17 protein-coding genes, 2 tRNA genes and 1 pseudogene are annotated in these 22,636 nt (G+C 40.3%); 9 read left to right on the top strand and 11 right to left on the bottom strand.

What is annotated here, in order from left to right; genetic code table 11:
* The 3 genes from EAL87_RS07540 to EAL87_RS07525 all read right to left on the bottom strand — a co-directional run.
* The coding region (locus tag EAL87_RS07540) for a SabA family sialic acid-binding adhesin (RefSeq protein WP_341457625.1) at positions 1-1,402 on the bottom strand (1,402 nt) is incomplete at its 3' end.
* A 498-nt stretch (positions 1,403-1,900) separates the two neighbouring features.
* Positions 1,901-1,977: transfer RNA gene (locus EAL87_RS07530), tRNA-Met, on the bottom strand.
* Between the two features lie 22 nt (positions 1,978-1,999).
* A tRNA-Gln gene (locus EAL87_RS07525) sits at positions 2,000-2,074 on the bottom strand.
* On the opposite strand from EAL87_RS07525, the pseudogene EAL87_RS07520 reads away from it, so the two are divergent.
* Positions 2,030-2,673: pseudogene (locus EAL87_RS07520) on the top strand (hypothetical protein). The gene EAL87_RS07525 and the pseudogene EAL87_RS07520 overlap by 45 nt on opposite strands.
* On the opposite strand, the gene hypD reads toward EAL87_RS07520, so the two are convergent.
* From hypD to pta, 7 genes are all read right to left on the bottom strand, one after another.
* Complete coding sequence (hypD, locus tag EAL87_RS07515; RefSeq protein WP_120914142.1) at positions 2,624-3,736, bottom strand: hydrogenase formation protein HypD; 1,113 nt, start codon at positions 3,734-3,736, stop codon at positions 2,624-2,626. The pseudogene EAL87_RS07520 and the gene hypD overlap by 50 nt on opposite strands.
* Before the next feature lie 5 nt (positions 3,737-3,741).
* Positions 3,742-3,975: a HypC/HybG/HupF family hydrogenase formation chaperone gene (locus tag EAL87_RS07510; RefSeq protein ID WP_000335445.1), complete on the bottom strand. Its 234-nt coding sequence runs from the start codon at positions 3,973-3,975 to the stop codon at positions 3,742-3,744.
* Positions 3,975-4,703, bottom strand: coding sequence for a hydrogenase nickel incorporation protein HypB (gene hypB / locus EAL87_RS07505; protein WP_000003589.1), 729 nt, complete (start codon positions 4,701-4,703; stop codon positions 3,975-3,977). Before hypB ends, EAL87_RS07510 begins: the two co-directional genes overlap by 1 nt.
* Positions 4,704-4,815: 112 nt before the next feature.
* The gene (locus EAL87_RS08365; RefSeq protein ID WP_000973846.1) at positions 4,816-4,944 is read right to left on the bottom strand and encodes a hypothetical protein; all 129 of its coding nucleotides are present in this window, start codon (positions 4,942-4,944) and stop codon (positions 4,816-4,818) included.
* Positions 4,945-4,953: 9 nt separating this feature from the next.
* Complete coding sequence (locus EAL87_RS07495) at positions 4,954-5,253, bottom strand: cupin domain-containing protein (protein ID WP_120914140.1); 300 nt, start codon at positions 5,251-5,253, stop codon at positions 4,954-4,956.
* Entirely contained in the window at positions 5,253-6,464 is a 1,212-nt protein-coding gene (locus tag EAL87_RS07490) for an acetate kinase (protein ID WP_120914138.1), read from the bottom strand. The genes EAL87_RS07495 and EAL87_RS07490 overlap by 1 nt, the downstream gene beginning before the upstream one ends.
* Positions 6,465-6,480: 16 nt before the next feature.
* Complete coding sequence (gene pta / locus EAL87_RS07485; protein ID WP_120914147.1) at positions 6,481-8,019, bottom strand: phosphate acetyltransferase; 1,539 nt, start codon at positions 8,017-8,019, stop codon at positions 6,481-6,483.
* A 248-nt stretch (positions 8,020-8,267) separates the two neighbouring features.
* Between pta and fliK the strand changes: the two genes are divergently transcribed.
* From fliK to alpB, 8 genes are all read left to right on the top strand, one after another.
* Entirely contained in the window at positions 8,268-9,830 is a 1,563-nt protein-coding gene (fliK, locus tag EAL87_RS07480) for a flagellar hook-length control protein FliK (protein WP_120914136.1), read from the top strand.
* A gap of 50 nt (positions 9,831-9,880) precedes the next feature.
* The gene (flgD, locus tag EAL87_RS07475; protein ID WP_120914134.1) at positions 9,881-10,795 is read left to right on the top strand and encodes a flagellar hook assembly protein FlgD; all 915 of its coding nucleotides are present in this window, start codon (positions 9,881-9,883) and stop codon (positions 10,793-10,795) included.
* Entirely contained in the window at positions 10,792-12,609 is a 1,818-nt protein-coding gene (locus EAL87_RS07470; RefSeq protein ID WP_120914132.1) for a flagellar hook protein FlgE, read from the top strand. The genes flgD and EAL87_RS07470 overlap by 4 nt, the downstream gene beginning before the upstream one ends.
* A gap of 51 nt (positions 12,610-12,660) precedes the next feature.
* Positions 12,661-13,272, top strand: coding sequence for a restriction endonuclease (locus tag EAL87_RS07465; RefSeq protein WP_120914130.1), 612 nt, complete (start codon positions 12,661-12,663; stop codon positions 13,270-13,272).
* Positions 13,253-14,404, top strand: coding sequence for an Eco57I restriction-modification methylase domain-containing protein (locus tag EAL87_RS07460; protein WP_162972701.1), 1,152 nt, complete (start codon positions 13,253-13,255; stop codon positions 14,402-14,404). The genes EAL87_RS07465 and EAL87_RS07460 overlap by 20 nt, the downstream gene beginning before the upstream one ends.
* Before the next feature lie 3 nt (positions 14,405-14,407).
* Positions 14,408-16,435, top strand: coding sequence for an ATP-dependent helicase (locus EAL87_RS07455; RefSeq protein ID WP_120914128.1), 2,028 nt, complete (start codon positions 14,408-14,410; stop codon positions 16,433-16,435).
* A gap of 580 nt (positions 16,436-17,015) precedes the next feature.
* Entirely contained in the window at positions 17,016-18,575 is a 1,560-nt protein-coding gene (gene alpA / locus EAL87_RS07450) for a Hop family adhesin AlpA (RefSeq protein ID WP_120914126.1), read from the top strand.
* Positions 18,576-18,596: 21 nt separating this feature from the next.
* Positions 18,597-20,183 (top strand): Hop family adhesin AlpB, encoded by a 1,587-nt coding sequence (gene alpB, locus EAL87_RS07445; RefSeq protein ID WP_120914124.1) that lies wholly within the window; start codon positions 18,597-18,599, stop codon positions 20,181-20,183.
* Between the two features lie 859 nt (positions 20,184-21,042).
* On the opposite strand, the gene hofG is transcribed toward alpB, so the two are convergent.
* A complete protein-coding gene (gene hofG, locus EAL87_RS07440) occupies positions 21,043-22,587 on the bottom strand; it encodes an outer membrane beta-barrel protein HofG (protein WP_120914122.1) in 1,545 nt (514 codons plus the stop codon).
* Between the last annotated feature and the right edge of the window lie 49 nt (positions 22,588-22,636).

The following is a 22,636-nucleotide window of genomic DNA, read 5'->3' as shown; positions in this document are numbered from 1 at the left end:
TGAAATTCACTAGAGTGTCAGCGATGTTTTCGGCTTGTTGTATTTGCTCTGCTTCAGTGCCAAAATGCGCGATGCTGTTGTTTAAAGCGGTTATCGTCTCTCCCACATAGGCGCAACCGGCTCCCCAAGTGTTAGAAGTAACCCCAGCATTAGGTAATGTGCCATCTGCTCTGCAACTTGCCAAAAAAGCGCTAACAAAATTGGTCATTCCTTCCCCAAATCCTGATAACTTCGCATTAACATTATCGTTGTTTTGCATGACTTCCAAATTTTTTTTCACTTGCTCAGCTAAATTGAACATACTCGCTTGGGCTTGCGCGTTTTTGAGCATGTCTTTGGCAAATCCAACGTCTGTGAAAGGGTTGAAGTTACTGGGGTTAGCTATTTCTGCTTGTTGGTTAGTGTTAGCGATCTTGCTTTGCGCAACGATTTCTTGGGCGTCTTTAATCATGCTAGTAACGGCGCTAAATTCCTGTTGGAAGATTTTGCACGCGTCCCCGGATATGTTTAAACCCCATGGGCTGCCATCACCCACAGCGTCTGCATTATTCCTAGATCGCACGAGAGGGCATTGGGTGTTAAGGACTTGCATGATGTTTGCCGCTTGATTTAACAGCTCTTGAGCGTCATTGGTGATATTAAACTTGACGGTAGTGATCGTTGCGCCGTTTTGAGTAGTCGTTTGCGTGCTACTGCCGTTACCACTACTGCCATTTTTAGCTTGGCAGAACTGGTTCACACCGCCATTAATATTGCTACCATTACTATTTTGTATGCATTTGTATTCATATGTAACTCTTACATCTGTGCCATTCCCGCCTAACTCAGGAAACCCACTCCCTTCTTTTAAAGCTTGTTGGATGATTTGATAGGCTTCATTGAGTTTCTTGAATTCATCAATAGACATGGATCCACCAACACCAATCGCATTAAAGCGGTTGCAATCAATGCTCGTGGAGTTCTGTCCTGGTTGGCCATTAAAGACCACGCTGCCAGGCCCCCCCCCTGTGCCGTTCCCGTTCCCACACATGACCGCATAGCCGATGGTATTCCACAAGCCTACCGCCGCATTGAGTGCCAAAGAGACGGCTTGATAGGCTGGGGAATTGGTTTTTTCTTTGAGCAAACCCGTCGCGCCCGCGTTCAAATTGTTGATCGCGCCACTGACAGCGCTCGGGTCAGCGGACAATTTGATCAGGGTGTTTAGGGTGCTGTATCGGGTCAAAAGATTGTTCAGCTTTTCATAATTGTCTGAAAGCTCTTGGATGCCTTTGGTGTTTGTTACCATTTGAGCGGCCTCACCGATTTGATAGCCCGCACTCATGTAAAAGCCGTCGTCTTCAGCGCTCAAAGTGGAAACTAAAAGCGAGCCTAAAGTTAATGAAAGGATGTGTTTTTTCATGTTTTCTCCTTTTTGGATTGAATTGGATTTAGTATTAGGGATTTCATACATTAATACATTTGCATGTAGAATGCATTTGCATTGGAATGTATTTGGAGTATTATAGCATAAAGCGTTTTTTTTTTTTTTTTGTCATTTTTGAAAAATTTTGTCATTTTTTTACTTTTGACGCTTTTTGTTTCGTTTGGTGGTAAAACGATGGTTAAGCTTTTTCTTAAGTTGGTGTCTTAAGGGAAATTCATTTTCTTAAATTTGAAACTCGTTTTCTTAATTTGAAATTCATTTTCTTAATTTGAAATTCATTTTTTTAATTTGAAATTCTTTTTTTTAATTTGAAACTCATTTTCTTAATTTGAAATTCATTTTCTTAATTTGAAATTCATTTTCTTAATTTGAAATTCATTTTTTTAATTTGAAATTCATTTTTTTAATTTGAAATTCATTTTTTTAATTTGAAATTCTTTTTTTTAAGGGGATAGGGGGGTATTTAATGAAGATTGGTTGCGGAGAATGGATTTGAACCACTGACCTTTGGGTTATGAGCCCAACGAGCTACCGGACTGCTCTACTCCGCGACACGCTAATAAAGGAAAAAAATGGCTGGGGTGCAAGGATTCGAACCTCGGAATGCCAGGACCAAAACCTGGTGCCTTACCGCTTGGCGACACCCCAACAACAATAAAAGAAACATTATACAAAAGCTTTTTAAAAAAGTCAAGCTAAAACGCTATAATTTCATCATGGAAAATGGATTTGACCCTCTTATTTATAAACGCTATTTGAAAAAGAAAGAAACCTTTTTGCTGTTTAAAAAGATCGGCCAAATGTCTGCGTTTAAAAATCTCAAACTCCAGCTCAAGCGAAGAGAGGTGATTAATCATTATGTCGCTGGAATTTTAGGGGATTTAAAGATTGGGTTTAGATACGCCAAAATTGAACACCAAATCCTAAAAATCTATTTCACGCACCCAAGTTTCTTGAAAGCTTTTAAAATAGAGGAAGACTATTACACCAAGAATTTAAAAACGCATTTTTTAGAAACAAAAAAAATCCTAAAAGCCCTAAATTACCCTTTTGATTTTAAAATAATCCAAGCGAGCGTTAAGAAAAGGCCTTACCAAAAACCGGTTGTCAAAAAAGAAAAACCCCCTAAAAAACCGGTTAGCATCAATGTCAATTGCGAAGGTTTGAGCGATTTCACTAAAAAGCAATTTTTAAAGCTCAAACGCGCTTGTAACGATAATACGCCGCGCAAGCCCCCTCAGAGCTGACCATGCAACTGCCGATCGGGTTTTGTGGGGTGCAAGTTGTAGCGAATAATGAGCAGTCTGGGGGCTTAGCGATGCCTTTTAAAATCTCTCCGCACTTGCATGCTTTGTTTTCTTTTACGATCTTGTGGCTTAAGCATGCTTTAAAGACTTTTTCAGCGTCATAAGAAGCGAACGCTTCTTTGAGTTTGAGAGCGGAATGTTTGATATTCCCTAACCCTCTCCATTCAAAATTTTCCCTAACTTCCATGCAAGCATTGACCAATTCTTGCGCTTTCACATTCCCTTCATAGCTCACCGCTCTTTTGTATTGGATTTCTAGCTTGGCTTCTTTGTTTAAGGCTTGTTTGATGAGCATCAGCACGCTTTCTAATATATCCACCGGCTCAAAACCGCTCACAATAATGGGGAGTTGAAAGCGATCCACTAAAGGGGCATAAATTTGAGCGCCGCTGATCACGCTCACATGGCTAGGGGCTAAAAGAGCGTTGATCTGGCATGCTGGATCTTCTAAAATCGCGCTCACGCTTGGAGGCACTAGAATGTGGTTAATGTGGAAAAAAAGGTTGTGGATTTTTTCTTTTTGGGCGTTCAGTAAAACGCTCGCCGTCATGGGCGTGGTGGTTTCAAAACCGATCGCAATGTAAATGACTTTTTTATGCGGGTTTTCTTTAGCGATCTCTAAAACTTGCATGGGCGAATACAAAAAGCGCGCATCTAACCCCTTTTCTCTGGCTTGTATCAAACTCCCATAGCTCCCGGGGACTCTCATCATATCCCCTAAACTCAAAACAATGCTATCTTTCATGCTAGCGAGTTCATAAGCTTCATCAAGACGCGCTCTTGGCATCACACATACCGGGCAGCCCGGCCCATGCACAAACTCTAAATTGTTGGGCATCAAATCTAAAAGCCCGTATTTCATGATAGAATGCGTATGCCCTCCACACACTTCCATGATGACTAACTTTTTTGTGAGTTTGGAAGCGAGCTTTTTGATTTCATTAGAGAGTGCTAAAAGGGTTCGCTTGTCTCTAAAGGGCGAAATGAGGTGATCAACGCTCATTGTTTTTATTGCGTTTCGTTCATTTTGGCGATCATTTCTTGGTAAAGCTCAATGGACTCTAGGGCTTCTTTTTCATCAATCTTGCTCATCACATAGCCGATGTGCAACAACACATAATCGCCCACTTTAACGGACTCGCCCATTAAATCCAAGCTCGCTTCTCTTTGAACGCCCAAAGTCTCCAAGATAGCCACATTATCGTTAATGGCTATGACTTTAGAGGGGATTGCTAAACACATTAAAACGAATGCGTGGATTGGTAATTTTCACGCTTTTTTTCTAAAAGGAAATTTTTAAAATCTTCCAAGCTTTTAGGATCTTTGGAGCTCATTAAAAAAATGGGCGCTTCAGGCTTTAATTTTTGCATGTCTTCTTTGACTTGAGAAACCCTGAAATTAAACACCTCAATCATATCCGCTTTACTGATAATGACCGCATCCGCGCACATAAACATCGTAGGGTATTTTAGCACCTTATCATCGCCCTCTGGGACGGAGAGTAAAACGATATTCATCGCTGCCCCTAGATTATAGCTTGAGGGGCAAACCAGATTCCCCACGTTTTCAATGATTAAAAAATCGCTTTTTTCTAACGCTCCCTCATCTTTTAATAAATCAAACGCCCCCTCAATCATGCTCGCTTCCAAATGGCATGCTTCACCGGTGGTGATCTGGTGCGCGCTCACGCCTTTTTTACGCAATCTGTCCGCATCTCTGTTGGTTTGCAAATCGCCCTCTACCACGCAAAACTTGAAGTCTTTAAAATCCGCTAGATTTTCTAGCATCGTGGTTTTACCGCTGCCAGGAGAGCTCATGAAGTTTAACACATACAGCCCTTCTTTGAGGTAGCGTTCTTTCATTTCAGCGGCTTTAATGTCGTTCTTACTCAAAATCTTTTCTACGATTTTGACATCTTTTTTACTCAAATTAGGGTTATTTTGTAAAGATTCTTTTCGTTGCTCGCTCATGCTTATTCCTTTCTTTTAAAATTTTCGTATTGTAGCGTGCTTAATTAAACGACTATGATTTAACAACTTCTTTTATCTTCTTGGCTCATCTTTTTAGATCAAAAAACATGCTTTACCCTAACCCCTTATCGTCGCTGTCGTTTTTATCTTTTAACACTAATTTAATGATCCTCCATATGATGATTAATAAAATGATGGTTAAAAGCAAATACCAAACATTGATAAAAACGGCTTTCATCATTTGATTTCCTTATTTTTTACTTAAAGATAGCCTTATAACGCTATTTTCTAAAGCGTCCAAACGATGCGAAACTTGAGCTTCTAGGCTGATTAACGCTCCCTTTGGCATTTCTATTTTTTCATCTCCCACTTCAAAAACGATTTTGCCCTCTAAAACCTGCACGCTGATAGCTCCCGGGGCCTTGTGTTTGTCCATGACAGCTCCCTTGGGCATGCAAATGCGGATTTCTTTATGGGAAGAATTTTCATTCAGCACTTCAATGTGGAGTTTTTCAAAATGAACGCCCTCTAAAAAATTAACTATTTTCATTAAACGACCTTTATTTTTTCTACCATTTCTTTGGCTTGTAAAGCGATTTCTAGTTCTTCATCAGTGGGGATTCGTAAAATCTGGACTTTAGAATCAGGCTGGCTTAAATCCACTAACCCACTTCCTGGCTCGTTATTAATGGTTTTATTCAAAACAATACCTAAATTTTCTAAGCCCTCGCACACACTCTCTCTTAAAGCGGAGTAGTTTTCCCCTAATCCCCCTGTAAAGAGGATCGCATCTACTTTTTTTAAGACTACCATGTAAGCCCCGATATACTTTTTAATGCGATAAGCACACATTTCAAAAGCGAGTTTGGCTTCTTTATCGCCTTCTTCCTTTCTGGCTTCTATGTTTCTGGCGTCATTATCCCCACAAATGCCTTTCAAACCGCTTTCATGATTTAAAATCTTCATCACTTCTTCTAAGCTCTTATTTGCGCATTGCGCGATGTATTCCACCACAGTGGGGTCAATATCCCCACACCTTGTGCCCATAATCAAGCCCTCTAAAGGGGTTAGCCCCATAGAAGTGTCCACGCTCTTGCCATTTTGAATGGCGGCTGCGCTTGAGCCGTTCCCTAAATGCAAACTGATCGCGTTAAATTCCTCATAAGGGATATTCAAAAACTTCGCCGCTTCTTTAGCCACATAATGGTGTGAAGTCCCATGGAAACCATAGCGCCGGATTTGATACTTTTCATACAATTCATAAGGTAACGCATACATGTAAGCGTAACTGGGCATAGTGGCATGGAATGCGGTGTCAAAAACAGCGATTTGAGGGATATGGGGGTGCGCTTTTTGGACAAACTCAATACCGGCTAAATTCGCCGGGTTGTGTAAGGGGGCTAAAATAGAAAGATTGCCAATTTCTTGCATCACTTTTTCATCCACTAAGACCGGGGCATGGAATTTATCCCCCCCTTGAACCACACGATGCCCTATAGCGTCAATTTGGTTGAAATCTTTGATGATCCCCATTTTCGTTAAATTCTCACGAATCATTAAAAGCCCGCTCGCATGATCTTTAATCACAAGCTTTTCTTTTAATTCTTGATTGTTATGGTGCAAATGCGATTTGATTTTCAACTGCCCTATTTCTTCGCCGATTTTTTCAGCCAAACCGCTCGCTAAGGGCTTGTTTTCTTTCATGTCAAACAATTTAAACTTAATAGAAGAACTACCCAGATTCAAAACTAAAATTTCCATCATTTCTCCTAATCAATTAATCTTGCGCTTGAATGGCGCTAATCAAAACGGTGTTAACAATATCTTCCACTAAAGCGCCCCTACTTAAATCGTTAATGGGCTTGTTCAAGCCTTGTAAGATAGGCCCTATCGCCACGGCTTTAGCGCTCCGTTGCACCGCTTTATAAGCGATGTTTCCGGCGTTTAAATCCGGGAAAATAAAAACGCTAGCTTGCCCGGCCACTTGGCTGTTAGGCATCTTTTTCTTCGCTACGCTTTTGTCAATGGAAGCGTCAAATTGTAAAGGGCCATCAATTTCTAATTGGGGATCTAATTTTTGAGCGATTGTTAGGGCCTCGTTGATTTTGTCTATCATTTCGCCTTGAGCAGAATTGCCTGTCGCATAAGAAAGCAAGGCCACTTTAGGCGCAATATTGAATTGCTTCGCGGTTTGCGCGGAAGTGGTAGCGATCTCAGCTAATTCTTTAGGGCTAGGGTTAGGGATAATCGCACAATCCCCAAAAACTAGCACTTGAGTGTCCAAACACATTAAAAACACGCTTGAAACCAAGCTCACGCCGGGTTTGGTTTTGATGATTTGTAAAGCGGGTCTAATAGTGTCAGCCGTGGTGTGATTGACCCCAGAAACCATGGCATGCGCGTAGCCTGAATGCACGAGCATGGTCGCAAAATAAGTCTTATCCAACGCTAATCGCTCGGCTTCTTGCTCACTCAATCCCTTTGATTTTCGCAATTCATACAAGCTTTTAGCGAATTCTTCTCTATAATGAGAAGTGTTGGGATTAATGATTTCTACATTGTCTAAATTCAAGTTCAAATTTTTCGCTTGGGAGTTAATGGCTTCTTTATCGCCCAATAAAATCAATCCCACCGCGCCCATAGCGTTCAAACGATGCGCAGCTTTCAAAATCCTTTCATCTTCGCTCTCTGGTAAAACCACTTTTTTAATCTGTCTTTTAGCCTTTTTTTCCAAACTCCCTTGAAAGGCTAAAGGGGTAATAATCTTGCTTTTTATTTGCAACACGCTTTCTATCAGATCCGCTTCTAATGTGCATTGTTGCTTACAAAGAGACGCGCTTAAAAAATGTGGTTTTTCAGGCATTTCGCCCGCAAATAACCCTACAGCGAAAGGGGCTTCTTTTTGGATAGCGTGAGAATGCATGGCTTTCAAATATTCCAAACTCGTTTGCGCGACAGCCACCACAGGAGCGTTTAGATGCTTGGCTAAAGTGGTGTTTAAGTCTAAAAGAGCGTTTAAGAAAAACTTCGGCGCATACCCCAAATTAATGACAAAATCATGCGTGGTCTGTAATTCATCATAGCGTTTGAGAATCGTTTCAAATAGTAACTCTTCTTGAGCGGTGCTTACAAGCTCTAAAGCCTTTTGTTTGTCTATGGCACTATGAAATCCTAAAGAGTTCAAGCCCTCGCACTCCCCACTAATGGGCGAAAACAAGGCGATTTTTTGATAACGAGACTTCAATGCTTTTAAAAGACTCTTACAAGCAGCCCCTAAAACTTCGGTATTTTCTGGGTAAATCCACAAACTTTGCATGCAAATCTCCATAAAATCATCGTTTTTATTTAATTGTAGCAAAATTTAATTAAACCTAAACGAAACCATAGTTTTTAAAACCTCTGTTCTCATTCAGTGCGAATAACGACAACTTTTATTTTTAAAAAATGGGGTTTTTCGTTTTAAAAAACACCTTTAGCATTTTTAGATTTGATCACGCGTCTTAAGGAACTCTTTTTGCTTAACTCCCACCATGTAAAATAAAAGAGTTGTTTTAAAGGATAACCATGCCATCTCTTGTTAATCCCATTCACACCAACGCAAACGCTTTAAATGGCGGAGCGAAAAATGAAGTTAAAGACACCAAAAACGCCCCTAAAAGCGCGTCAAAGGATTTCAGTAAGATCTTAAACCAAAAGATCTCTAAAGACAAAACCGCCCCTAAAGAATCGCCAAATCCTAACGCTTTAAAAGACACGCCCAAAGACGCTAAAGAGGACGCTAAAGCGCTTGAAAAAACCCCTACCCCACATGTTCAAACTCCTAAAGGGATCGCTAAAAACCAACAAGCCCCTACCCTAAAAGATTTACTCAACCACCAAAAAACAACAGCCCCACATGAGACTCAACATGAAACCCATGAGGCTAATGAAACTAACCCCAAAACCCCTAACGAAACTTTAAACAAGAATGAAAAAAAGCCTAACGAAGTTATCTCTAACGCTCATCAAACAAACTTGCCTAATAAAAACCCTATAACCCCTAATCACGCTAATAACGCTATCAAAAACCCCACAGCCCCTACTGACACTAAAAAAGAGCCAAAAACCCTTAAAGACATTCAAACGCTCAGCCAAAAACATGACTTAAACGCCAGCAACATTCAAGCGGCCACGACCCCAGAAAATAAAACCCCCTTAAATGCAAGCGATCATCTTACTTTGAAAACAACGCCCAAAAACCCCACCACCAACCCCACAACTATAAAGAACGACGCTAAAAACACCGCCAACCTTTCTAGCGTTTTGCAATCTTTAGAAAAAAAAGAATCGTCCAATAAAGAACACGCAAACCCCCAAAATAATGAAAAAAAAACGCCCCCTTTAAAGGAAGCTTTACAAATGAACGCCATTAAAAGGGATAAAACGCTTTCTAAAAAAAAGTCAGAAAAAACCCAAACTAAAACTCAAACTACAGCCCCAAGCGTAACGCCAGAAAATGCCCCTAAAATCCCTCTTAAAACGCCTCCTTTAATGCCTTTAATAGGAGCTAACCCTCCCCCTAACGATAGCGCTCCAACGCCCCTAGAAAAAGAAGAAAAAACTCAAGAAATAAGCGAAAATAAAGAAAAAACCAAAGAAACTAATAGCAGCACTCAAAGCACGCAAAACACCCAAGCTAGCGATAAGACAAGCGACAATAAAAGCATTGCCCCTAAAGAGACGATCAAGCATTTCACCCAACAATTAAAACAAGAAATCCAAGAATACAAACCCCCCATGAGTAGGATCTCTATGGATTTGTTCCCTAAGGAATTGGGCAAGGTTGAAGTGATTATTCAAAAAGTGGGTAAAAACCTTAAAGTGAGCGTGATCTCTCATAACAACAGCTTGCAAACCTTTTTAGACAACCAACAAGATCTTAAAAACAGCCTGAACGCTTTAGGTTTTGAAGGGGTGGATTTGAGCTTTTCGCAAGATTCTTCCAAAGAGCAACCCAAAGAGCCATTAAGAGAGCCATTCAAAGAACAGGAATTAACCCCTTTAAAAGAAAACGCCCTAAAAAGCTACCAAGAGAATACAGACCATGAAAACCAAGAAACGAGCATGCAAATCACTCTTTATGCGTGATTTTAAGCGAGTTTGCTCTATAATAAAACATCTTTAATAAGGAAGAGATCATGGCCATTGATTTAGCAGAAGTTACAGGAGCTAAAGCCGCGCAAGAAAGGAAAAAAGAGCAGCCCACCATCGCTAATGGGTTGGATAAAAACGCTTTCATGAAACTCTTTTTAGAGCAATTGAAAAATCAAGACCCCACCGCTCCTATGGAAACGGATAAAATCATCACCCAAACCGCGCAACTCACGCAAGTGGAAATGCAAGAAGAAAATAAAAAAACCATGCAAGAAGTCGCTAGTGCCATGAAATCCAATAAAGAAACTAACGAATCTTTAAAAGACTTTCAAGGCGCTTTAAAAGACACCATGGAAAACTTGAATAAGGGCATGGACGATAGCCTAAAGGCTAATAACGCTTTAAGGGAAGTAACAGCGCTTAATTCTGTGAGCATGATAGGCAAAATCGCTGAAACCGATGTGAGCGGGGCGAATTTTGATGGCAACAATAAGCTTTCTTTTTCGCTCTTTTTTGATGAAAAAATTGACGCTTCTAAAGGAGTGCCAGCGATTCAAATCCTAAACGAAAACAATGAATTAGTCAAAACGATTTCTTTAAAAGATTATAACGGGCAAAAGGGGTATATCAATTTTGAATGGGACGGCACAAACGAAAAGGGCGAAAAAGTCCCTAAAGGCAATTACAAAATCAAGGCTGAATACAATTTAGACTCCCAAAGCAAGCAGTATTTGCAAACGCGCATTGGTAGGGGCGAAGTGGAAAGCGTGATTTTTGATAAAGGCAAGCCCATGTTAAGAATGGGCGAAATGATTTTACCCATAGACAGCGCGATAGAGTTTTATCAACCGGATCAAAAACCGATTGATCAAAAACTCTCTGAACAAAAACCGCTTGAACAGAAAATCTCTGAACAGAAACCACAAAAGCCCCAAACCCCCCCTAAAGAGACCGCATGAACGACACCTTATTAAACGCTTACAGCGGGATTAAGACCCACCAGTTTGGCATTGACAGCCTTTCAAACAATATCGCCAATGTCAATACTTTAGGTTATCGCTCTAATGAACCGGAGTTTAAGACCCTATTTTCTTCGCATTTAGACGCTTTGAACGCCAAATCCGTTGTGGCTAATGACCGAAATTACGGCGTTACAGGCTCAGGCAATGTCCTTTCTAATAAAGATGGGGAATACATGCCTAGTGAGGGGGAATTTCATATGGCGTATCAAGGCAAGGGTTGGTTTGTGATAGGGCCCAATAAAAATGGGGAAATGACCATTAATAAAGACGGCTTTAGCAAAAAACAGGATAATTTTCTCACGCGCGCCGGCAATTTCGCACGAGACGCTGATGGCTATTTGGTAACCCCTGAGGGCTATTATGTCTATGGCATTGATTTGAAAAAAATCAAAGACGGCACGCTCAATTCCACCGCTAGAGATGAAGACATTGAAAAATTGCATGGCAACACCCTTTCGCCCTTACAAATCCCCCAAGATTTGACTTACCAGCCGGTGCTTAGCACGAAAGTGAATATCAGCGTGAATTTAAACCCTAAAGACCATTTAAAGGGCGTGCAAGATTTTTTCTTAAACGATAAGGGCGAGATCATTAAAGAGCGTTTTTTAAACCAGGATATTAACGCTTTAGCGAATGACGATAACGAGCCAATAGACGCGATCACTAATCGTAAATTAAACATCAGTATCCAAAAAGAAGACGGCAAAAAAGAGGATTTTGTTTTCACTTATGGGGACGCTGAAAAAGGCGAAAACCAATTCAAAACTTTAGGCGATTTACAAAAACTCCTTAAAGAAAAAACCGGGCTAGACTTAAACCTCATCAAAAGCGAAAAAGACGCCAAAAGCCCCCCCCTTTTATTAGAGATCGCTAATCCTAGCGAAACGCCTATCACCTTTAGCTTGAGTGGGGGCATTGCGGATAAATTGGGCTTAAATGCGAATCAAATGGAATTGAAAAAGGGCATTAGTAGGGATTCAGTAGCGATTAAAATCCCTTATTACAGCACAGAAGTGGATATTTATGATAAAGCCGGGGATAAATACTTGCTCCAAAGCGAATATTACATGACCAATTCCAACGATCCCGCATCAAGCCCCACGAGTAAAAGGAAAAACCAAACTTGGGAAGTGAAAAGCTACATCGTGGATCCCAAAAACAAAACCCCTATCAATGAGCCCACTTGGGAAATTGTCGGCTTTGATTCAGCCACGCACAAAATGAAATCCGCCCCCATGACTTTGGATTTTAAGGGTAATAAGCTCACCTATTCTTTAGATAAGAGCGAAAACCATGATTCTAGCGATTTGTCTTACCAAGACTCTAAACTCTTAGAAGCGAGTCAAGACGGCAAGCCTAGGGGCATTTTTAGAGACATGCGCATTGAAGAAAATGGCGTGATTTCTCTAGCCTTTAGTAATGGGGTGGTGGAGCCGGTCGCTCGCATCGGTATTTTAGCTTTCACTAACGATCAAGGCTTGAGGAAAATCGGCGGTAATGTCTATGAAATGCAAGAAGGCACCATTAATGGCGAAAACAGACCCCTAAGCGGTAACCCCATTTTAGGGTGGGACGAAGAGGGCAAGCTCAAATTTGGGAAAATCAGGCATAAATATTTAGAAACGAGCAACGTGAATGCCGGGAACGCCCTAACCAATCTCATTTTAATGCAAAGAGGCTATTCTATGAACGCTAGAGCCTTTGGCGCGGGCGATGACATGATTAAAGAAGCCATCAGCTTGAAAAAATAAGGGGCTAAAATAAGGAGTGTGGTAAAATACCCTTTTCAATAAGGATATTTAATGATACCCACACGGCTTAATGAAGAATTTTTAAAAACAAACCCTTGTCATTTGTCTCAACCCTTACAGGATGGGCGATTGAATTCATCGGTCAATGAAGAAGAAATTTTAAACACCATTAAGGATTATTTTCCTATCCAACTACCAAAAGCCAGAGAGTGGTGGGATTTTAGTTTTGAAGAAAACGATATTTTTTATCCTGTTAATATTAAAACCACCACCACAAAAACCGCTGACAATCTTAATTGTAAATTAGGGATTTATTACGCGTTGTGCGGCTTATTACCGGAATTTAATAACGAAATCGCATGGGAAAAATACTTTCAAAAACTGCATAAAGACTTAGGCAAAAACACCAATAGAGATTATTATTTTTTGATTATCAACAAAAACGATCCTAAAGATATTTTTATCAATTCCTTAAAAGGTATTCAAACCCTCCAACCCAATAACTTGCCCTTTCAATGCAAGTGGGATAACAACAGAGAAATCGTTCAAAGAAACTTTACAGAAAGTAAAAACTTCATCTTAAGCGCTTTAGCCAAAAGTGTAACTCTAAGGGCTAATATTTATTTAGCGTTCAAAGATTTTTTTGGAGAATTTTTTGACTAATTTAGACATTAAAACTTTAGGGCAGGTTTTCACCCCTAACAATATAGTGGATTTCATGCTCACTCTCAAACACAATCATGGGAGCGTTTTAGAGCCAAGCGCGGGCGATGGGAGTTTTTTAAAGCGTTTAAAAAAGGCTGTAGGGATTGAAATCGATCCTAAAATCTGCCCTAAAAATGCCCTTTGCATGGACTTTTTTGACTACCCTTTAGAAAACCAATTTGACACGATTATCGGCAATCCGCCCTATGTCAAGCACAAGGATATTGCGCCAAGCACCAAAGAAAAACTCCATTACAGCCTTTTTGATGAAAGAAGCAATCTCTACTTGTTTTTCATAGAAAAAGCGATCAAGCATTTAAAACCTCAAGGCGAATTGGTTTTCATCACCCCAAGGGATTTTTTAAAATCCACTTCTAGCGTGAAATTAAACGAATGGATTCACAAAGAAGGCACGATAACGCATTTTTTTGAACTGGGCGATCAAAAAATTTTCCCAAACGCCATGCCTAATTGCGTGATTTTTCGTTTTTGTAAGGGCAATTTCAGTAGAATCACCAACGATGGTTTGCAATTTTTGTGCAAAAAAGGCATTTTGTATTTCCTCAACCAATCTTACACGCAAAAATTAAGCGAGGTTTTTAAGGTTAAGGTGGGGGCAGTGAGCGGGTGCGATAAGATTTTTAAAAACGAAAAGCATGGGAATTTAGAATTTGTCACCTCAATCACGAAAAGAACCAATGTTTTAGAAAAAATGGTTTTTGTCAATAAACCTAATGATTATTTACTCCAGCATAAAGACAGCTTGATGCAAAGAAAGATTAAAAAATTCAATGAAAATAATTGGTTTGAATGGGGGAGAATGCATCACATATCCCCTAAAAAACGCATTTATGTCAACGCCAAAACGCGCCAAAAAAACCCTTTTTTCATCCACCAATGCCCTAATTATGACGGCTCTATTTTAGCGCTATTCCCTTATAACCAAAACTTAGATTTACAAAACCTCTGCGACAAACTCAACGCTATCAACTGGCAGGAATTAGGCTTTGTGTGCGATGGGCGTTTTTTGTTTTCGCAACGCTCTTTAGAAAACGCTCTTTTGCCTAAAGACTTTTTAAATCTAGGATAAAACTTGTTAGAAACTTTGCAATTAAACCCTGAGCAACTAAAAGCGGTCAAGGCTTCAAAAGGGCATAATTTAATCATTGCAAGCGCCGGCACAGGAAAGACTTCTACGATTGTGGGGCGCATTTTACACCTGCTTGATAACGGCATCAAGCCTGAAGAAATCTTGCTTTTGACTTTCACTAATAAAGCGAGTAATGAAATGATCGCCAGGGTGGCTAAATATTTTAAATCAAGCTCCAAAATTGAAGCGGGTACTTTCCATGCGGTGGCGTATCGCTATTTAAAAGAGCATTACCCCAATTTAAGCCTAAAGCAACCTAAAGAATTGAGAAAACTTTTAGAAAGCATTGTGGATACTAAAAACGCCATAGATGACGATAAAAAGCCCTACACTTCACAGCATTTATACGCCCTCTATTCTCTTTACACCAACGCTCTAAAACAAGAAGATTTTAGCGCATGGCTTTCTACTAAAAACCCTGAACACGCACCATACGTTGCCCTTTATGAAAACGTTTTAGAAGAATTTGAAAACACCAAAAAAAAGCACAATTATATTGACTATAACGACTTGCTGCTGCTGTTTAAAAAAGCGATGCTAGAAAGACCCAGCCCTTATAAAGAAGTGCTTTGCGATGAATTTCAAGACACTAACCCCTTACAAGAATCCATTTTAGACGCTATCAACCCTCCCAGTTTGTTTTGCGTGGGCGATTACGATCAGAGCATTTACGCTTTTAACGGGGCGGATATTTCTATCATTTCTAATTTCACTCAAAAATACAAAAACGCCCAGGTTTTCACGCTCACCAAAAACTACCGCTCTTCTAAAGAGATTTTAGATCTCGCTAATCAAGTGATACAGCGCAACGAGCGCATTTACCCTAAAAATTTAGAGGTGGTGAAATCAGGGAAATTCAATAAACCCACGCTTTTAAATTACAACGACAATATCGCGCAATGCCAAGACATCGCTAAACGCATTGTCATGCGAAAAGGTTTTAAAGAAGTGGCAGTGATTTTTAGGAATAACGCGAGCGCGGATCAATTAGAAGCCGCTTTAAGATCCCACAACGTGCCAAGCAAACGAAAAGGGAGCGCGAGCTTTTTTGAATCCAAAGAAGTGGCGTTAGCGTTAGATATTTGCGCGCTAATCTTTAACCCTAAAGACATTATGGCAGCGATTCACATTTTAAGCTATATCAGCGATATTGGCTCTAACACCGCCAAAGACATTCATGAAGCCTTAATGCTTTTAGGCAATGGCGATCTCAAATCAGCTTTAATTCAGCCCAATCAAGAAGCCAAAATTTACACGAAGAAAAAAGAAATCACCTCTATGGGGCTTTTTGAAGAAATTTTTGCCCTAGAAAACAGCTCAAGATTTAATAGCGTGATAGATAAGGCGTTTCATTCGCACCCGGTGTTGATGCACCCTAAAATCTCACTCAATGGGGCTAAAACGCTCAGCGATTTTTTCATTCTCTATACCAAAGCCCCTACCCATTCCCCTAGCGCTTTAATCAAACACATTCTAGAAAGCGCGTTTTTTCAAACCTTTAAAACACGCCTTTTAAAAGAGCGCTCCAAAAATAAGGACGGCTCTTATAACGAATTTAAAAAACTCCAAGCGCAAAAACGCTTCAATGAAAAAATGGACTTGCTGAGTTCTTTGGCGAAAAATTACCAAAATTTAGGGCGTTTTTTAAACGGCACTTTAATAGGATCTAGTGAAGCCACGCAAGGCGAGGGCGTGAATCTATTGAGCGTGCATGCTTCTAAAGGCTTGGAATTTAAAGATGTTTATATTATAGATTTAATGGAGGGGCGTTTCCCTAACCACAAGCTCATGAATACCGGTGGGGGCATTGAAGAAGAGCGGCGGCTTTTTTATGTCGCTATCACAAGGGCTAAGGAAAATTTATGGCTTTCTTATGCTAAAAACGAATTGAGGGAAAACGCCAAACCGAAAGAGCATAAGCCTTCGGTGTTTTTGTATGAAGCGGGGCTTTTGAAACCTGATTCAAAATAAAATTGGTTTTTGTATTGTTTGTTTAATGAGTATTATAATGGGATTCTCATGAGATGTAAGAAATATACAAAAAAACACTAGCAACCATAGATTTTAAGCTTGCGCTAGAGCCAAAATTTTAGTATAATGGCGTTGTGGTAACCATTAAAACTATGATTACTAATAATAATCTCATAGTTGGTTATCTCCTTTCGGGGTAACCACCCACTATTAGACCCTAACATGCTCCAAATTTTCACAACAAAAGAGAAACCTAGAAATTACTATTTGCGTTGGCGTGATTTTACATTAAAAAACCAAAGAATGCCAAAAAGCGTTTTTTAAAACCCCAAAAATTTAAGGCTAATCCCCCTATGAAATCCCGTTTTTTTTTTTTGTAAAAAGCGCTCTGGTTGTTGTAACTTTATTTCCTTGATAAGGGGTTTGTAAGGGGATTTTTAAGGTTAGTTTAAATTTTATTATGTGAAAATATCACAATTACATCTAATAATTTGTATTACTAAACACTATTTGCAAGCTTTGATGTAACTAAATCCCGATTTAAACTCAATCAAGGAGCATCCCATTGATAAGGAAAATTATGATAAAGAAAAATAGAACGCTGTTTCTTAGTCTAGCCCTTTGTGCTAGCATAAGTTATGCCGAAGATGATGGAGGGTTTTTCACCGTCGGTTATCAGCTCGGGCAAGTCATGCAAGATGTCCAAAACCCAGGCGGCGCTAAAAGCGACGAACTCGCCAGAGAGCTTAACGCTGATGTTACGAACAACATTTTAAACAACAACACCGGAGGCAATGTCGCAGGGGCGTTGAGTAACGCTTTCTCCCAATACCTTTATTCGCTTTTGGGAGCTTATCCCCAAAAACTCAATGGTAACGATGTGTCTGCGAACGCTCTTTTACAGGGTGCGGTAGGCAGTGGGACTTGCGCGGCTGCAGGGACAGCTGGTGGCAGCTCTATTAACACTCAAAGCGCTTGCACCGCTGCGGGTTATTACTGGCTCCCTAGCTTGACTGATAGGATTTTAAGCACGATCGGCAGCCAGACTAACTACGGCACGAACACCAATTTCCCCAACATGCAACAACAGCTCACCTACTTGAACGCTGGGAATGTGTTTTTTAACGCGATGAACAACGCTTTAGAGTCAATGAGTAAGAATAATGGAAGTACTGGTGGTACAAGTGGTGCGACTGGTTCAAATGGTGAAACTTACTCCACACAAGCTATCCAATACCTTAAAGGTCAACAAGACATTCTCAATAACGCAGCGAACTTGCTCAAGCAAGATGAATTGCTCTTAGAAGCTTTCAACTCCGCTGTAGCCGCTAACATTGGGAATAAGGAATTCAATTCAGCCGCTTTTACAGGTTTGGTGCAAGGCATTATTGATCAATCTCAAGCGGTTTATAACGAGCTCACTAAAAACACCATTAGCGGGAGCGCGGTTAATAGCGCTGGGATAAATACCAACCAAGCTAACGCTGTGAACACGCGCGCCAGTCAGCTCCCTAACGCTCTTTACAACGCGCAAGTAACTTTGAATAAAATCACTGCGCTCAACAATCAGGTGAGAAGCATGCCTTACTTGCCTCAATTCAGAGCCGGGAACAGCCGTTCAACGAATATTTTAAACGGGTTTTACACCAAAATAGGCTATAAGCAATTCTTCGGGAAGAAAAGGAATATCGGTTTGCGCTATTATGGTTTCTTTTCTTATAACGGAGCGAGCGTGGGCTTTAGATCCACTCAAAATAGCGTAGGGTTATACACTTATGGGGTGGGGACTGATGTGTTGTATAATATCTTTAGCCGCTCCTATCAAAACCGCTCTGTGGATATGGGCTTTTTTAGCGGTATCCAATTAGCCGGTGAGACCGTCCAATCCACGCTCAGAGATGACCCCAATGTGAAATTGCATGGCAAAATCAATAACACGCATTTCCAGTTTCTCTTTGACTTCGGTATGCGCATGAACTTCGGTAAGTTGGACGGGAAATCCAACCGCCACAACCAGCACACGGTGGAATTTGGCGTGGTGGTGCCTACGATTTATAACACTTATTACAAATCCGCAGGGACTACCGTGAAGTATTTTCGTCCTTATAGCGTTTATTGGTCTTATGGGTATTCATTCTAAGAAAGGGGGGAAGAGACAAACATGAAACAAAATTTAAAGCCATTCAAAATGATTAAGGAAAATTTAATGACACAATCTCAAAAAGTAAGATTCTTAGCCCCTTTAAGCCTAGCGTTAAGCTTGAGTTTCAATCCATTGGGCGCTGAAGAAGATGGGGGCTTTATGACCTTTGGGTATGAATTAGGTCAGGTGGTCCAACAAGTGAAAAACCCGGGTAAGATCAAGGCCGAAGAATTAGCCGGCTTGTTAAACTCTAATACGACAAACAACACCAACATTAATGTTGCAGGCACAGGAGGCAATGTTGCCGGGACTTTGGGCAACCTCTTTATGAACCAATTGGGCAATTTGATTGATTTGTATCCCACTTTGAACACTAGCAGTATCACTCAATGCAATAGTAACGGCACAGCCTCTAGTGGTGCGACCACAGCCGCTACTACTAGCAATAGCCCTTGTTTCCAAGGTAACCTGGCTCTTTATAACGAAATGGTTAGCTCTATCAAAACTTTGAGTCAAAACATCAGCAAGAACATCTTTCAAGGCAACAACAACACCACGAGCACTAATCTCTCCAACCAACTCAGTGAGCTTAACACCGCTAGCGTTTATTTGACTTACATGAACTCCTTCTTAAACGCCAATAACCAAGCGGGTGGGATTTTTCAAAACCACACCAATCAAGCTTATGGGAATGGGGTTACCGCCCAACAAATCGCTTATGTCCTGAAGCAAGCTTCAATCACTATGGGGCCAAGCGGTGATAGCGGGGCTGCTGTAGCGTTTTTGGATGCCGCTTTAGCGCAACATGTCTTCAACTCCGCTAACGCTGGGAATGATTTGAGCGCTAAGGAATTCACTAGCTTGGTGCAAAACATCGTCAGTAATTCTCAAAACGCTTTAACGCTAGCCAACAACGCTAACATCAGCAATTCAACAGGCTATCAAGTGAGCTATGGCGGGAATATTGATCAAGCGCGTTCTACCCAGCTGTTAAACAACGCCACAAACACTTTGGCTAAAGTTACCGCTTTGAATAACGAGCTTAAAGCTAACCCATGGCTTGGGAATTTCGCTGCTGGTAACAGCTCTCAAGTGAATGCGTTTAACGGGTTTATCACTAAAATCGGTTACAAGCAATTCTTCGGGGAAAACAAGAATGTGGGCTTACGCTACTACGGCTTCTTCAGCTATAATGGTGCGGGCGTGGGTAATGGCCCCACTTACAATCAAGTCAATCTGCTCACTTATGGGGTGGGGACTGATGTGCTTTACAATGTGTTTAGCCGCTCTTTTGGCAGTAGGAGTCTTAATGCGGGCTTCTTTGGGGGGATCCAACTCGCAGGGGACACTTATATCAGCACGCTAAGAAACAGCCCTCAGCTTGCGAACAGGCCTACCGCCACGAAATTCCAATTCTTGTTTGACTTGGGCTTACGCATGAACTTTGGTATCTTGAAAAAAGACCTAAAAAGCCACAACCAGCATTCTATAGAAATCGGTGTGCAAATCCCTACGATTTACAACACTTACTATAAAGCTGGTGGTGCTGAAGTGAAATACTTCCGCCCTTATAGCGTGTATTGGGTCTATGGCTACGCCTTCTAAAAAAGCTCAAGGCCTTTTATAGGCTTTGATTGAACCCTTCTAACCCCTACTTTAAAAACAACCTAAACCCTTATCAAAAATTACCCCCTAATAACGCTTAAAAAATTTGTTTGTGCAAGCTCTTTTATTATGTTTATTTTAAAATTGCACCTTGGAGTGTTTTTAACTTGTTGCGATTAGTCTTTGATTAAACTCTTTAACCCCCACTTTAAAAACAACCTAAAACCCTTATCCAATAATCAAATAATGGGATTAACCCCCCTAAGAACGCTTGATTAAAAGCTACCACTCACAAAAAGCTTAACATTCAAGGCTTATTGAGATTTTAAAACGCTTCATTAAAAACTTTTAAAAAGCTTTAGCGCTTCAAAATTTTTATACTTAGAAAAACAACCCAAAACATTTATTAAATGTTGAGATTAACCCCCCTACTAATAACGCTTAAAAAATTTGCTTGCGCAAGCTCTTTTATATTTTAATGGCAGAGTGATCAAACGCTAAAGGCGTTTAGGATTTCTATGGTTTAAAACTTTGTTTTATCATTCTAAAATTTTATAGTAAAACTCATTTTTTAAGGGGATAAGGTTTGAAACCTCCCCACAACCCCAAAAACTAAATCCCCTAACCTCTAGGAAGCGCTTTTAAAAAAACTCTCGCTTGCTTGCACAAAGTCTTTAGTATTGATTGTAAAAAATACTAAAAACATTTTTTATCATCATGCTCAATTGGAGCAAAGTAAAAACAATAAATGGGTTGGGAAAATGCAAGCGGACGACACTCCGTTAGGAGACACCACCATGAAAATTATTTTTATAGCGATAGTTTTAGTAGTAATCTTAACGCTACCACTTGATTAAAATCAAAACTTCAGCGTGAGGTTGGTCATCATGTAACTTCTGTCTTGGTAATTCGCGCTAAAATCGCCATCGGGGTTATTGAACTTGGGTGCTCCAAAATACCCTGCTTGATACCCTTTATTGATCCTAGCCCCATAATAAGTGATCCTAAAGTTAAGAAGAACCGATTCAGTGAACGCATAGCTCGCATTGAATTGCACGGAATATTCATTAGCCCTCCCCACTTGCCCTAACGCATTCTTATTCGCATGAGAGACGCGCCCAAAAACATGCCATGCAAAACGCTTATGGATCCCTCCAACAGAAGTGTAAAAAGTGAAAGTGTTCGCGTTAGTGATCGCATCAGCCAGCCCATCATAAGCCGTATTATCCCAAAAATCATAACCAATCATTCCGGCATGCCTGGTCGTTATGGAGATTTCACTACCGATATAGGAAGTGTTATTACCCCTTGGCATCGTGTGAGAGCCTAAAAAAGCGTCTGAATTGCCAAAGGTGTTATAAAAGCCAATGGACCAATTGAAATTATCCCACCAAAAAACCTGGCGGATATTTAAAGTAACGCCATTCCTCCCTAACAACGAGCCATGAGGCGTGCTGTCTTCTAAACTATAAGTGTTTGTCTCTGGGTTATACCACCCCCTATAGTATAAAGGAAAGGTTGTCATGATCATGCTTTGAGAGCGAAAGCCCACATTTTCAAAATTCCTATTCGTGTCATAGACTAGTTTAAAACCGGGAGCGTTATAAGTCTTAGGCGCAAAGTAATAAAAAAATTGAGCGTCTAAACCTTTATAAGAATAAGTCGTGGTGATCCCATGCCAACCATAATTGATGAAATCGTTGCTGTTACTAGGGTTGCCTCCCTTTTTCAAATAAGGCACTGTCGCAAAAAACTCATAAATCCAAGAGTTGAACGCTAAACCTCTCCCAAAAGAACTCCACCACCAAAACCTTAACCTTTGCGTTTTAGTCTTATAGGGCTGATAATACACTTCCCACCCCTGATTCGATCCGCTCATAAAATCAATATTCGCTTCATAACGCCCCGCCTTAAACCCAAAAACATCTTTGTAATCGTATTGTAAAAAAGCGGTATCCACCACATAAGGCCTTGCATGATAGCTCGCTGATTGAGAAGTCCCCGCATAAGCAGGGCCAAGATACTTGTTAAAAAAGTATCCATGATAGCCCCCAATGAAATTCTCCACAATAGAGCCAAAAATCTTCCCGTTAGCCTGGTTAATATAATACTTAGTCTTATCGTAAGGAATAGCTGCAATCGCTCCGCCCAAAGAGACAGAGAGCCTATGATTTTCAGTGCCTTTAGGGAGTAAATTGACTTTGACTTGCGCTAAAGTTACAATATCTATAAAACTTTCAGTAGGATAAATCCCTTTTTTAGTATTGATTTGAGAATTGTTAAAACCAATCTTAGAAAAATTCTCCACACGACCACTAAACCGATAATCAAAAGCTTCTACAGGACACAATAAAAACGATAAAAGCGATAAAGAAGAAGTCAAAAAATACTTTTCTTGCCTCACTAAACTCTCCCTAATCTTAATGGTATGATTTTTTTGTTGAGATTATAAT

Origin of the sequence: Helicobacter pylori, assembly GCF_003636935.1 — a bacterium.
GTDB lineage: Bacteria > Campylobacterota > Campylobacteria > Campylobacterales > Helicobacteraceae > Helicobacter > Helicobacter pylori_CH.
Note: the sequence above shows the minus strand (reverse complement) of the source record. Positions and strands in the feature narration are given on the sequence as shown.